At 59.8% G+C, this 12604-nt stretch carries 14 protein-coding genes; 8 read left to right on the plus strand and 6 right to left on the minus strand.

All coding sequences use genetic code 11. The annotated features are described in order from the left end of the window. The first annotated feature begins 59 nt into the window (after positions 1-59). From SB753_RS06080 to SB753_RS06095, 4 genes are all read left to right on the plus strand, one after another. Entirely contained in the window at positions 60-635 is a 576-nt protein-coding gene (locus tag SB753_RS06080; protein ID WP_410799486.1) for a hypothetical protein, read from the plus strand. A gap of 22 nt (positions 636-657) precedes the next feature. Beyond that, positions 658-1230, plus strand: a complete 573-nt coding sequence (locus SB753_RS06085) for a hypothetical protein (RefSeq protein ID WP_408163010.1) — start codon at positions 658-660, stop codon at positions 1228-1230. 51 nt (positions 1231-1281) lie between these two features. Next, complete coding sequence (locus SB753_RS06090) at positions 1282-2595, plus strand: MFS transporter (protein WP_410799488.1); 1314 nt, start codon at positions 1282-1284, stop codon at positions 2593-2595. Between the two features lie 115 nt (positions 2596-2710). Then, positions 2711-3295 carry a CGNR zinc finger domain-containing protein gene (locus SB753_RS06095; RefSeq protein WP_020066817.1) on the plus strand — a complete coding sequence of 195 codons (585 nt, stop codon included), beginning with the start codon at positions 2711-2713 and terminating at the stop codon, positions 3293-3295. Positions 3296-3412: 117 nt separating this feature from the next. Here SB753_RS06095 and SB753_RS06100 read toward each other — a convergent pair whose 3' ends face one another. The 3 genes from SB753_RS06100 to SB753_RS06110 all read right to left on the minus strand — a co-directional run bounded on the left by SB753_RS06100 (position 3413) and on the right by SB753_RS06110 (position 5671). Then, positions 3413-4285 carry an alpha/beta fold hydrolase gene (locus SB753_RS06100; protein WP_410799490.1) on the minus strand — a complete coding sequence of 291 codons (873 nt, stop codon included), beginning with the start codon at positions 4283-4285 and terminating at the stop codon, positions 3413-3415. A 160-nt stretch (positions 4286-4445) separates the two neighbouring features. Further along, complete coding sequence (locus tag SB753_RS06105; protein ID WP_410799492.1) at positions 4446-5090, minus strand: DUF1109 domain-containing protein; 645 nt, start codon at positions 5088-5090, stop codon at positions 4446-4448. A 5-nt stretch (positions 5091-5095) separates the two neighbouring features. After that, on the minus strand, positions 5096-5671 hold the full coding sequence (locus SB753_RS06110) for a sigma-70 family RNA polymerase sigma factor (protein ID WP_410799494.1): 576 nt from the start codon (positions 5669-5671) through the stop codon (positions 5096-5098). Between the two features lie 306 nt (positions 5672-5977). Between SB753_RS06110 and SB753_RS06115 the strand changes: the two genes are divergently transcribed. Continuing rightward, positions 5978-6487 carry a DoxX family protein gene (locus SB753_RS06115; RefSeq protein WP_410799496.1) on the plus strand — a complete coding sequence of 170 codons (510 nt, stop codon included), beginning with the start codon at positions 5978-5980 and terminating at the stop codon, positions 6485-6487. 107 nt (positions 6488-6594) lie between these two features. Continuing rightward, positions 6595-6933, plus strand: coding sequence for a DUF4148 domain-containing protein (locus SB753_RS06120; RefSeq protein WP_408198821.1), 339 nt, complete (start codon positions 6595-6597; stop codon positions 6931-6933). 44 nt (positions 6934-6977) lie between these two features. Here the strand turns inward: SB753_RS06120 and SB753_RS06125 are convergent, their stop codons facing one another. Beyond that, positions 6978-8747 (minus strand): MOSC domain-containing protein, encoded by a 1770-nt coding sequence (locus SB753_RS06125; protein WP_410799497.1) that lies wholly within the window; start codon positions 8745-8747, stop codon positions 6978-6980. A gap of 238 nt (positions 8748-8985) precedes the next feature. Between SB753_RS06125 and SB753_RS06130 the strand changes: the two genes are divergently transcribed. Then, positions 8986-9594 carry a TetR/AcrR family transcriptional regulator gene (locus tag SB753_RS06130; protein WP_410799499.1) on the plus strand — a complete coding sequence of 203 codons (609 nt, stop codon included), beginning with the start codon at positions 8986-8988 and terminating at the stop codon, positions 9592-9594. A gap of 105 nt (positions 9595-9699) precedes the next feature. Further along, complete coding sequence (locus SB753_RS06135; RefSeq protein WP_408475427.1) at positions 9700-10389, plus strand: type 1 glutamine amidotransferase domain-containing protein; 690 nt, start codon at positions 9700-9702, stop codon at positions 10387-10389. A gap of 114 nt (positions 10390-10503) precedes the next feature. Here the strand turns inward: SB753_RS06135 and SB753_RS06140 are convergent, their stop codons facing one another. Both SB753_RS06140 and SB753_RS06145 read right to left on the minus strand, forming a co-directional pair. Continuing rightward, positions 10504-11265: a glucose 1-dehydrogenase gene (locus SB753_RS06140; RefSeq protein ID WP_020066826.1), complete on the minus strand. Its 762-nt coding sequence runs from the start codon at positions 11263-11265 to the stop codon at positions 10504-10506. A gap of 96 nt (positions 11266-11361) precedes the next feature. Further along, positions 11362-12576 carry an MFS transporter gene (locus SB753_RS06145; protein WP_410799501.1) on the minus strand — a complete coding sequence of 405 codons (1215 nt, stop codon included), beginning with the start codon at positions 12574-12576 and terminating at the stop codon, positions 11362-11364. Between the last annotated feature and the right edge of the window lie 28 nt (positions 12577-12604).

Here is a 12604-nt window from a genome sequence, read left to right on the forward strand (position 1 = left end):
GCATGCCTGCGCCGGCAATCGCAGCACCTGACGCCCCTCCTCCACCGGCACGTGCACCCGTGCTTCCGACAGATCAGCAACAGGTACGAGCCGCGAGCGGTACGGTAAGCCGCTTTGTGATTAATCCCGAGGGCGATGTCGATGGCTTCGTTCTGCATGACGGCTCGCTGGTCCGCTTCCCGCCGCATATGGGCTCGCAACTGGTGAGCGTCGTTCATCAAGGGGATCCGGTTCGGATTGCCGGCGTGTCCAACGGCGCGGGCGACGTCTCAGCGCAGCAGATCACAAATGAACGGACGTCGCAGCAGATCGTCGATCAGCCGCCGCCGATCGGCGCAACGCCAATGCCGCCCGCACTACGCGGCGCGGGTCTCGTGAAACTCAGCGTCAAGGGTCCTGTTGCGCGGGTCATGACGGCGCCCCGCGGAGAGCCCGACGGCGTGATGCTCGCCAACGGCACCATCATCAGGATGCCGCCGCCCGTGGCGCAACAGTTTGCGAATCTGATGCGACCGGATGTGGTGGTTGCCGCGAGCGGCTACGGAACGCGCAATCAATACGGCGAAGCATTGCAGGCTACCGCCTTCGGCGTGCCCGGCAACGTCACGCAGTTGTATAGCGACACGCGCAACTAATTAATCTTATTGGAGCTACACCATGCATTGGATCGACCCAACTTGCCTGCAGGAAACCCGCGGTACCGTCAGCCAGTTTCTGCTGAATTCACATGGAGAACTGGACGGCCTCATTCTCGGCAACGGCAGACAGGTGCATTTCCCGCCGCATCTGTCCGGTCAGATCGTCAAACACATCAGCGTGGGCGACAAGGTTCGCGTGCGCGGAGTCAAGCCGCGCGCCGCCGATATCGTCGCTGCTGTTCAATTGACGTCGGCAACAGGCGTTGAGATTGTCGACGAAGGCCCGCACGGTCACGGCAAAAAGCACGAGAAGCCGCATGCGAACACGCGCCCCATCGAGTTAAGTGGCGAAGTAAAGCTCTCGCTTTATGGACCGAAAGGAGAACTGCGCGGTGCATTGCTGAGCGACGGCACTTCCCTGCGGATGGCTCCGCACGCCGCAGACGAACTGTCCAGTTACCTCGCCCCCGGCGCGCACATACAGGTGTGGGGTCACGCAGTGAAGAACCGGTACGGAAAGACCGTCGAAGTCGAGCACATCGCGGAACTGGTCGATGACGATGACGATGACGCTTCGATGAACGCGGACTGATCGCGAACTCATGGCGGCAAGCGAAATCGAACCGCACCGTAACGGGAGGAAATGGTGAACGCGGATCGTGCACAGCAATCAGTGGAGTGCGAAGCAACTGCGCGTCCATCGTCCCGAAGCCTGCGCGGTCTCGATGCGCTCAATTTCCTGATGGCCGATGTTCGCGACGGTTTGGGGCCCTTCCTGTCGGTGTATCTGAAGGGTACCCAGCATTGGAGCTCGGGGAACATCGGCCTCGTCATGGCCGCGAGCGGCATTGCAGCGGCAATCTGCCAGTTCCCCGCTGGCCTGATTGTCGACGCAGTTCGCGTGAAGCGGCTGCTGATCGCGATATCGGGTTTGCTGGTGGCAGCCGGATGTATTCTGATCGCGTTCTTTCCGAAGCTGCCCACCGTGCTCGCCGCGCAGATTACGCTTGGCGCAGCGTCCGCAATCATTCCTCCCTGTCTTGCCGCGCTGAGCCTTGGCGTGGTTGGTCACCGTCTGATGCCTGCACGGATCAGTCGAAACGAAGGGTTCAACCACGCAGGGAACTTCACGGCTGCAATTCTGGCGGGCGGGCTTGGACAGTATGTCGGCGTTAAATGGCTGTTCTACCTCGTATGCGCGTTTGCAATAGCGAGTGCCCTCGTGGTCCTGCTGATCAACCCGAAAGAAATTGACCATGAGCTTGCACGCGGTGCCGACAGCACTTCAGATGAGACCATCCGCCACAACCCGCTCAGCTTCTCTGCGCTATGGAAGAAGCGTGACCTTAAGGTGTTCATTGTCTCCGTGATGCTCTTTCACTTCGGCAACGCGGCCATGCTGCCGCTTGCGGGCCAGGTCATCGCTAAAGTGCATCCTGGAATGGATGTCATCGCACTGAGCGCGTGCGTAATCGCGGCGCAACTCGTCATGGTCGCGGTCGCGGCGGGCGTGGGTCGCGCGCTGCGCAGGGGAATTGGACGCAAGAGCATATTCCTCGTTGCATTGGCTGTGCTGCCGGTGCGGGGTGTGCTCTTTTCTATGACCAGCAGCCCGTATGCGGTGGTTCTGATCCAGTTACTCGACGGGATTGCTGCAGGTATCTTCGGTGTGATCGGCGTGGTTATCGCGTCCGACGTGATGCGCGGAACGGGTCGGTTCAATCTTGCTCAGGGTCTGATGGCGCTTGCGGTCGGAATAGGGGCGGCACTCAGCAATGTGACGGGCGGCTATGTCGTCGAGAAGTTTGGCTTCGCCTCGGGGTTTCTCACCCTGGCTGCAATCAGCGTGTTTGCGCTCGTCTTTTTCGCGGTGTTCATGCCAGAGACACGACCCGCCGACGATGCCGAAGCTGCTCCAGACGCGCGGCCGTCAGAATTGATCTCCGCTCGCAACTGATCCCACAGAGAGTAAGTGCTTTTTCTGACAATTGTGGTTTTTCACAAACCCGTCATAACTTGTTATACGCAATTTCAACGGTTACAATTTGGATCAGGTTACCGGAGAACGCCTGATGCCCGCCCAAGAATTCCTGATACTCGCCGACAACCCTGCGCTGGATTTTCTCAACACCCTCGCGCAAGGTGATGACGGGCCGGTGGAGTACCTGTCGACCAATAAAGACGTGATAGCCTGGCTGCAGAGAATGGGTTATCTCGGTGAGCGTGGCCCGCGCGCCTTTCCGCGTGACGTCCTGGCGGAGAGAGCGCGGGCGTTGAGAGAAATGATCCGGAAACTGCTTACGCAGCGCAAACTTGGCAAGAACATTGATATAGGTGCGCTCAACTCGTTTCTAATGCACGGCAGATACACCGTGCAACTGGCGCGGGCAAGCAACGGCGAGTTGGAAGTCAAAGATCACTTTGATATGGACACACCCGAACAGCTTTTGGCACCCGTAGCCCGAGCTGCTGCGGAGCTGATCGCGACGGGCGACTTCGATCTGGTTCGCAAGTGCGAGGCAGACGACTGCGTACTATGGTTCTACGACAGGACCAAAGCGCATCGTAGAAGGTGGTGCAGCATGGCCCTTTGCGGGAACCGTCACAAAGTGGCGCAATTTCGCCAGCGTCAGAAAGACAATGCGGAGCTTGAGTAAAGCGCTCCGCGAGCAAGTACATTCCGCCTGCCTTGGCCTTCACAGCAAAAGGCTGCCGCTCGTTCGCTTCGACTGCGCTCAGTCGAAGCGATCACGACGCACCGCGAATCAAGCAAGTTAGCCAAGCAACTCCCTGATCGCCGAAGCGATCTCTTGCGCGTGCGTTTCAAGTGCGAAGTGCCCGGTATCAAGCATCGTCACCGTTGCTTGCGGGATATCGCGGCGAAACGCCTGAGCGCCAGGCGGAATAAAGAACGGATCGTGCTTGCCCCAGATAACCAGCGTAGGCGGTTTCGCGTCGCGGAAGAACTTCTGGAAAGTCGGGTACATCTTCACATTCGACGCATAGTCCAGGAACAGATCCAGCTGGATATCCTTTTGGCCTGGACGCTCCAGCAGCGCTGCATCGAGTGTGTAGGACTCAGGTGCGATCGAGTCCGGATTCGATACGCCGTGCACATACTGAAACCTGGTTCCTTCGTAGTTCAACACTGCGTCGTGCACCACTTGCCGGTTGGCTGCCGAAGCTTCGGCCCAATACTTTCTGATCGGCGCCCATGCGTCGCCCAAACCCTCTTCGTACGCGTTGCCGTTTTGCGAAATGAGTGCACGCACGCGGTCCGGGTACTTCACTGCGAGACGAAAACCTGTCGGCGCGCCATAGTCGAACACGTAGATCGCGTAGCTCGTAAGTTCGAGTTTGTCGACAAAGGCCGCCACTGTCTCCGCCAGCGCATCGAACGTGTATTTGTAATGACGCGAGGCAGGAACGTTCGTAAAGCCGAAGCCAGGTAAGTCTGGCGCGATGACCCTATAGCGGTCGGCGAGTCGTGGAATCAGATCGCGGTACATGTGGGACGACGAGGGAAAACCGTGGAGAAGCAGGACCACCGGTGCATCTTTCTCGCCTGCTTCCCGATAGAACATATCGATGCCATCCGCCTCGACACGCTTGATCGATACCGATGGAATGTTGTTGCCGTTAGACATGAAAGACCTCCAGTAGAGACGCAGGACCGAGCCGACTACGCTGCGAGTTGTGGCCTCTATCGTAGACGTCTTTCGTAACTTTTCAAAGCTGTTTTTAACGGTTACCAAATCTGTGTGTGGATCGTTGCCCTGGACAATCCGGCGCGGCGGCCTTACCCGCTCAACTCCAGCGAAGCGACACGCGCGCGAGGAGATAACCGGCGAGGGCCGGAATCGCCATCCCGATCGAATACCACGCCGCCCAGAACGGCACACTCATCTCGGGACAGCGAAGCACATAAGCGAGCGTGGCAAGCGCTCCGGACAGGAGACCAGTGGCTGCACCGGTCAACCGCAGGCGCGTAGGCGCGAGCCCCCGCATCGCCCACGACAATGCAAGGTAGCAAGGCACCGACAACAACGCGATCAGGAGAGGACACTGTCTCCACGTATGACCGAATAAGAGCGCCTCGCGGTCCGCAGCAGGAGCCGCCGCCAGCACGGCAATCGCTGCCACCCACACCGCAGCATATGGCAAGGCGAGTAAAAACCACGCGCGCCCCGGCGACAAACCGGGAATCGACAGCCGCGCGGCGACAAGAATGGCGGCGACCGCGGACAACAGCGGAAACGCGAGCTTGCCCCAGAACAAGGGCCTGGTGAAAAGCGCGGCAAGGTCAGGCTGCACTCCGCGGCTGACGATGACCGCTGCGAACGCCGCCAGCACGCCGATAGTCAATGCAATGCAGAAGCGGTTGAGCACGGCGCGCCGGCTTTGAGGTACGAGACCCGCCGCGAGAAGTGAAATGACCTGATCTGTGTTCATGTTGCCTATCCTCGAATCAGGCGCGACAGCGCCTTGATGCCACGATGAATGCCGACCTTGACCGCGGCTTCCGAAAGCCCCGTCAACTTCGCGGTTTCTGCTACTGACATGCCATGTAGCCGGACGTGCTCAATTGGCGCGCGCTGACGCTCGGGCAACCGTTCGAGCAGGCTGCCGATGTCGCGCCGCGCATCGAGCGATTCGGTTTCGGACACTGCGAACAGTTCTGCATCGTCGACAATCGGATCGTGCAGCGCCTCGCGATGGGCACGAGCCCGCAAAAAATCCGCTACCTTATGGCGAACAATGGCGGACGCCCATGCGGTCAACGGCACCTGATTCCGATACGTGTGCAGCCCGTTGTGCAGTGCGAATAACACTTCCTGAAGCACGTCTTCGACGTCGTCCTCGTAGGCGCGTAAGCGTCGTCTCAGCATGCCGCGCAGATAACCGGAAAGTATTCGCAGAAACGACGCATACGCCGTCGCATCGCCGTCGATCGACCGGTGTAGCAAAGCTTTCAATCGTTCTTCCACTCCATTCGCAGCCGCGCGATGGGTCGTTTCATCGGGCGCGATCACAGACACTTATCCATCGTCCCTTGCTCAATTAGAAATTCGTGCGGGCGATGCTGCGCCCGCCACACCTCATAAATGTTAAGTCGGCGGAAGGCGCCCGATAGTTACAGCATCCTCGAAAAATATTTGTACGCCCAGATGCGCTGGCAGCCACTAGCGAACCGGCGTCATTGATAACCCACGAATTGCCGGAACACTGTAACCACACCGCCATTTCTCGCGACTTACCGGATAGCAGTCGCAACTTGCCTCGCTTCACGGGAAGCCGGCACGACTACTCCTTACCGTTCCGAGAAAAGGGCTTCAAGCATGTCCATCATCCGTTTGATATCCGGGGTTATCAGCCCTACGCGGCTTGCCGCGCGTCTCGCGCGCTGGTCGCAACTACCGCTGCGTTTAATCGTGGGCTACGGCTTCATTGCGCATGGCTACGCGAAGATCGCAAAAAATCCAGAAAACTTCGCGGCGATCCTTCACGCGCTCAATGTGCCGGCTCCGCACTTCATGGCATGGGCCACGATTGCAATCGAACTGTTAGGCGGCTTTGCGATTCTGGTCGGTGCATTCGTGCCTCTCGTCACCATACCGATGGTGGCAGTGCTGCTCGTCGCAATCTTCACCGTACACCTGCCATTCGGTTTTACATCGATCAAGCTGATGGCGGTCACGTCTTCTGGTCCACAATTCGGCCCGCCCGGGTACGAGACCGACCTGCTCTATCTTGCGTGCCTGGCCGCGCTGGTGTTTCGGGGCGCGGGTCCGCTCTCCATCGACAACCTGCTTCCATGGCCGAAGGCTCGCGTCGATACCGCAGCATGATCGACGCCCGAGCGAAGCTGGGAAAGCTGAGCGGGCGTACGTGCTCGCCGAAAGCTATCCGCACGCTTCCCGTTTCAACTTATTCCGCATAGGAGTACCAAGTGAATATCAAACATCTTTGTCTTGCCTTCGCATTCACCGCCGCTTCATTCTTTTCAATCGGCCATGCATCGGCGCAGGAGAAGACCCGCGCCGAGGTGCGCCGAGAACTTATTGACGCGCAAAACAATGGCTTGAACTTCGTGACCGATGCGTCGTATCCCGACGTGAGCCCAATTTATCAGCATCAAGTCGAACAGATGAAGATGCTGCACAGTGGAAAAGGCCCCGCGCCTTCGAGTGCGAGCGACGCGGGTCATAAGAGCGAAGCGCCAATGGACAAAGGCAGATCCAGCGATGAATGCGTCGGACCGCCCGGATTCTGCAACCCGTATTTCGGCAGTTAGCAGCAGTGTTAGTGACTGCAAACACATCAACCGCACTCAATCATTCAAATGTCAATCACCACGTCGCCCTGCGGTCTGCAGCAGCAGATCAACACGTTCCCGCGTGCCGGCGGATCGAGCGGATCGAGCGGATCGGGATCGTAGCTGATGGAACCGGAGACCAGTCCGCTCTCGCAGTTGTGACAGACGCCGGTGCGGCACGACCATCTAACGGGCACATCGCATGCCTCGGCTAACTCCAGAATGCTCTGATAAGTCGAGCCGTTCCAGTGCGCAGCAATGCCACTGCGCGCGAACGAGACCAGAGGACCAGTGTTGGCCTCGTTTATGGGGCGATGCGGCGTTCGTTTCTGCGAATCGACGATACCAGGATTCAACGACTCTCCGCCGTTGAAAGTTTCTGCATGAATCCGCCCCGGTGCAATCTCCAAAGCGGCCAGCGCTTTCTTCATGTCGGCCATGAAAGGCGCCGGTCCGCACAGATAGACATCCGCTTCGCGAGAAACGCCAACCTCGCTGAGGATTTGTTGCGACAGTCGCCCAGTCGCGTCGAAATCTTCGCCGAGCCGGTCATTCGGTCCTGCCGCGCTATACGAAACGTAGCTGCGTCCATGCGCGAGCGAGAGCATAAGGCGCCGCGCTTCCACGGCAAATGGATGATGCTGTCGATCACGCGCGGTATGCAGCCACAAGACCTGCCGCGTCGACTGTTGCGACGACAGCGCGTGCAGCATAGCCAGAACAGGCGTTGCGCCGATTCCTGCGCTGAGCAGTACTATCGGGCCGCCTCCAGGCTGCAGGACGAAGCTACCACGGGGCGAACTGACATCGAGTGTGTCGCCTGCGTGCACATGCTGGCGCAACCAGGCTCCAGCCAAGCCGTTGGGCTCGATTTTCACGCTTATCCGGTAGCTTTCTGCGGACAGCGGGCCCGAGAGCGAGTAGCTGCGAAATAGCGGCGGGCCGTCCGCGGTCGGTTGAAGACGCAACACGAGATACTGGCCAGGCAAGGCCGGTTGCAGTTGACCGTCCGCACTTTTCAGCGTGAACGACACAACGTCTGCGGATTCCTCTTCGATCGCGGCCACCGTGAGCGGCCGGAATCCGGGCTGAACCGCGTGGCGCGCCGCCGCGGGCGCTAGCCCGGCGTTCCCACTCGCCGTGCCGGTCGTGCGGCTTTGAAGTAACGCCTCGAACGAGGAACGCCAGCCCGGCGACAGCGCTTTGATCCGCAACGCGCGTTCGAGCAGGTCCAGCGGGTGATCCGGCGAATAGAGCAGCGCATTGATCTGCGCGACGGTCATTTGCTCTTCTGCCTCGCCGACTTTCACTATCTCATCGCCCGCGCCCACTTCGCCCTCTTGCACGACGCGCAAATAGAACCCAGGTCTTCCACTCGATGTGAGCAACGCCGGCATTCGCGGCTCGTTCATTCGGATGCCAACGCGATAGCAGGTGACGCGCGGTTGCGTCACCTCGAACAGCGCGTTGCCGATTCGATATCTGTCGCCAACGCACACGAGCGCGTCGGGCAGTCCCTCGACCGTGAAGTTCTCGCCAAACTGTCCGTGCACGAAGTCGGACCTGTTCAACTCCTGCTGCCAGTGACGGTACGAATCGGTCTGATAGACGAAGACGGCGCGCTGCTCACCACCGTGCCCGGCCAGGTCACCTTGACCGTCACCCGCCAGATTCAGCCGCGCCGCCCAGCAACGACCTTGCACGGGACTCTTCCAGATGCCGGTGTAAACAGTACGGCCTTTCCATTCGACGTCTCGCGGAAGTCCAACATTCACCGATAGCAGTCGAGCCATTACTTGCTCCGCAGTTGGGCGAGTTCGCGACTGGGCCGCGCCGCGATCGCTGTCCGGCTTCGTCCAAGACATTGAGACTGAATAGTAGGTGGCCCATAGAGCCGGCGCAACGAACGTTTTATGGCGTTTCGCGCTACGGGCGAGAGGACATCCTTCCCGGTCGGGACGCGGCCTGTACGCAGTTCCCATCGATGCAAAAGTTGTAGACGACTGGTCTACTAGCCTATATAGTCCGCACATGGCTACCGCAAACATCACCGAGTCGGCTGACACCCGCGACAACATCATCGCCGTCGGGCAGCGAATCATCGGCGCGAAAGGCTTTTCAGCCGTGGGGCTGAACGAGATCCTGTCCGCCGCGGGCGTGCCGAAGGGCTCGTTTTATCACTACTTCGGTTCGAAAGACGCGTTTGGCGTGGCACTGCTCGAAAGCTATTTCGACGAATACCTGGCTGACCTGGACAATACGCTGGGCGAGCCCGGTTTGACGATGGCGCAGCGCCTGATGAATTACTGGCAGATCTGGCAGGAGACTCAGTCATTCTCCGACTGTCAGGGCAAGTGTCTCGCCGTGAAGCTCGGCGCGGAGGTTGCGGACATGTCCGAGGCCATGCGCGCCACGCTCAAACGCGGCACGTCGGGCATCGTCGAACGGTTGGCGCGCGCTATTCAAGTCGGCGTGGAGGAAGGCTCCCTGTCGGTCAGCGAAGACCCGTCGAGCGTCGCGCAAAGTCTCTATCAGCTTTGGCTGGGCGCGAGCGTGATGGTCAAGATCGTGCGCAATCTGCAGCCGTTCGAGACTGCCATGGCGAGCACCCGGTTGATGCTTCACCCCGTTTCCGGCTAGAAAGCAGATACGCGCACTTTATGAAGTACTTTTTCTCACCGCTTTTTACTAGACGACTGGTCTACTAGGTAGCAGACTAACCGTCCCACTCGAAGGAGCAACAACATGAAAGTACTGATGGTTCTGACCTCGCACGATCAATTGGGCAACACAGGCCGCAAGACGGGATTCTGGCTCGAAGAACTGGCAGCGCCCTACTACGCATTCAAGGACGCCGGCGCGGAGATCGTGCTTGCGTCGCCGAAAGGCGGCCAGCCGCCGCTCGATCCGAAGAGCAATGAGCCGGCCAATCAGACCGATGCGACCCGTCGCTTCGAGACCGATGAAGCCGCAAAGGCGCAGCTTGCGGCCACGGTTCGCCTCGACAGTGTTTCGCAGGCGCAGTTCGACACGGTCTTCTATCCCGGCGGTCACGGGCCACTGTGGGATCTCGCGGAGGACCGGCATTCCATCGAATTGATCCAGTCGTTCATCGCGGCCGGCAAGCCCGTTGCGCTTGTCTGCCACGCTCCGGGTGTGCTGCGCCATGTCACCACGCCGGACGGCAAGCCGCTGGTCGAGGGCAAGCAGGTCACGGGCTTCACGAATTCCGAGGAAGCCGCGGTGGGGCTGACCGAGATCGTGCCGTTCCTCGTGGAAGACGAACTGAAGGCGCGGGGCGGCATTTATTCGAAGTCCGACGACTGGGCGCCGTACGTCGTCACCGACGGCCTTCTGATTACCGGTCAGAACCCTGCTTCGTCGTCGTCCGCAGCCGCGACTTTGATGAAACACCCGGCACTTCGCGCGCAGTGACAAACAAGGGCTCGCCAGCGCAGGCTGTCATGGCTGCCGTATGGCCCGATTGTGGCAGCTTATGCAGCTTGTCGCAGGCGCGCGAGCACGCGTATCGCGGGCGACACCCCGATGTCACTTGCCGCCAGTGACATCGAGGAAGGTGCCCGTGATGAAAGATGCCTCTTCGCTTGCGAGCCATAGGATTGCCCGCGCAACTTCCTCGGGCTGGCCGCCTCTTCCCATCGGAATCGAGTCTTTGACGCGATCCACTCGTCCAGGCTCACCGCCGCTAGCATGCATGTCAGTGTAGATGTGCCCGGGGCGAATACAGTTGACGCGTATCCCGTCCCGCGCGACTTCCTTGGCGAATCCGGTAGTGAATGTCTCGACGGCACCCTTCGATGCAGCGTAGTCCACATATTCGTTCGGACTGCCAAGCCTGGCCGATGCCGATGAAACGTTGATCACAACACCTCCGCGCCCTTTGTAACGATACGACATGCGCTTCACCGCCTGTTGCGCACAAAGGATCGGACCTATCGCGTTGACGGCGAAGATGCGCTGCATCCGAGCGAATTCGAGATTTTCCAGCGCGGACTGCTGCGCAATTATCGCGGCGTTGTTCACCAGTACATCGATCCGGCCGAACTTCTGGTCAATCGCGGCAAATAGCTGGGCGACCTGCTCAGGATCGGCGCTATCTGCACGCACTGCTAAAGCCCGGCGACCGACAGCTTCGACATCGGCCGCCACGGCATGGGCGGCCGATTCATCGGAAACAAAACTGATCGCTACATCGTAACCCTGTGCGGCAGCAAGCCGCGCAGTCGCCGCGCCTACGCCACGGCCTCCGCCCGTTATCAGAATTAGCGGAGCCTGCGAAACAGTGTTCATCGAGCGAACCTCCATATGATGTCGAGATATTGGTTTGGGCCGAAATAGAACCGATGCGAGCGATTGAGTAGGAGCCTGCGTGAGTCGCGAACGAACTCACGTGGTGCGCAGATGCGGCCGAAGTGCAAGCGCCAACGGCAAAACCGTCAGCGCCGTGGCGGCAGTCGCAATAGTGGCGCCGTGCACACCGATTTGATCGCCGAGAAATCCATACACGACCGGAGAGAGCGCTCCCGACGCGATGGTGCCGGTATAGAAAAGCGCAAACGCCCTCTCGGTGCGATCGACCGAAGTCAACTCGGGCACCGTGCCGTAAAGAACAGACGACGTCCCGTTGAGCATCGCGCCAAGTAGCGGCAACAAGACCATAGCAGGCGTCAAGGGAAGGTAAATCACTGCAAGGATCAACGCGGCCGTACCGCCTTCGGTAGCGAAGACGGTGCCGATCACGCCCACGCGAGCGCCGAGCCAGCCACAAAGGAACTTGCCCGCGGCGCCGCCGATGAAGACGAGCGCGAGTGCTGTACCCGTCATCGATTGCGAGATGCCTTTCGTTTTCAGGAGAAATGGCAGGAAGGTCAATAAACCCATCCGCACGGCTGTGTCGAGCACGCCGATCGTGAAGAGCAGCGAGAAGCCGGATCGCGAGTCATTGCTGTGCTGCCTCGATGCTTTCTCCATGGACGAATCGCCACGCGGTATCGATGGGAGAAAAAGTGCAATCACTGCCGCGACTAAAACGCCGACGATCGACGCGGCCCAAAGCGCATGGCGCCACGGCATGATGGTAATGAGAAGCGAGATAGCGGCTGGCAGCGCGGATTTTCCGAGGTCGCCCGAAAAATTGTAGATGCTGAGCGGCCCTCGGGCGTTGCGTCCATATACGCGCGAGACCGCTCCCGAAGCCAGCGGATGCTGCGTGCTCGAGCCGCCGCCGGAAATGGCGAGCGCGACACATAAGCCGAGCAGAGTTCCAGATATGCCCGCAGCGGCATAGCCCAGCGCGGCGAGAAGCGTGCCGACCGCAAGCGTCGCGCGTGTGCCGAACTTGCGCGCGAGGCGTCCAGCGGGCAATTGCAGCGTCGCCATCGTACCCGCGTAGACGCCGCGCAAAATTGCCAGGGCGCCGTAACTGAGTCCGAACTCCGTCTGCCAAACCGGCAGCAACGCGTAGATCATGTCGGTGTAACCGTCGTGCAGCGCGTGCGCCGTGCATGACAGCCACAATACGCGCGCGCGTGAAACGGAACTCGACTGACCGGGTCCGTCAGTCAGGTCTGTCGTCGGGGAGGAGAAAGAGAAAAGTCCCATAGTCCAATGAAATGGCGCAAGCGCGGGC

The sequence above is a fragment of the Paraburkholderia sp. SIMBA_053 genome (assembly GCF_046534895.1).
Taxonomy (GTDB): Bacteria; Pseudomonadota; Gammaproteobacteria; order Burkholderiales; family Burkholderiaceae; genus Paraburkholderia; species Paraburkholderia caledonica.

Coding starts and splice junctions, on each gene's coding strand:
- SB753_RS06085 (WP_408163010.1), top strand. CDS start 658: ATGCATTGGATCGACCCAACTTGCCTGCAGGAAACCCGCGGTACCGTC.
- SB753_RS06090 (WP_410799488.1), top strand. CDS start 1,282: ATGGTGAACGCGGATCGTGCACAGCAATCAGTGGAGTGCGAAGCAACT.
- SB753_RS06095 (WP_020066817.1), top strand. CDS start 2,711: ATGCCCGCCCAAGAATTCCTGATACTCGCCGACAACCCTGCGCTGGAT.
- SB753_RS06100 (WP_410799490.1), bottom strand. CDS start 4,285: ATGTCTAACGGCAACAACATTCCATCGGTATCGATCAAGCGTGTCGAG.
- SB753_RS06105 (WP_410799492.1), bottom strand. CDS start 5,090: ATGAACACAGATCAGGTCATTTCACTTCTCGCGGCGGGTCTCGTACCT.
- SB753_RS06115 (WP_410799496.1), top strand. CDS start 5,978: ATGTCCATCATCCGTTTGATATCCGGGGTTATCAGCCCTACGCGGCTT.
- SB753_RS06125 (WP_410799497.1), bottom strand. CDS start 8,747: ATGGCTCGACTGCTATCGGTGAATGTTGGACTTCCGCGAGACGTCGAA.
- SB753_RS06130 (WP_410799499.1), top strand. CDS start 8,986: ATGGCTACCGCAAACATCACCGAGTCGGCTGACACCCGCGACAACATC.
- SB753_RS06135 (WP_408475427.1), top strand. CDS start 9,700: ATGAAAGTACTGATGGTTCTGACCTCGCACGATCAATTGGGCAACACA.
- SB753_RS06140 (WP_020066826.1), bottom strand. CDS start 11,265: ATGAACACTGTTTCGCAGGCTCCGCTAATTCTGATAACGGGCGGAGGC.
- SB753_RS06145 (WP_410799501.1), bottom strand. CDS start 12,576: ATGGGACTTTTCTCTTTCTCCTCCCCGACGACAGACCTGACTGACGGA.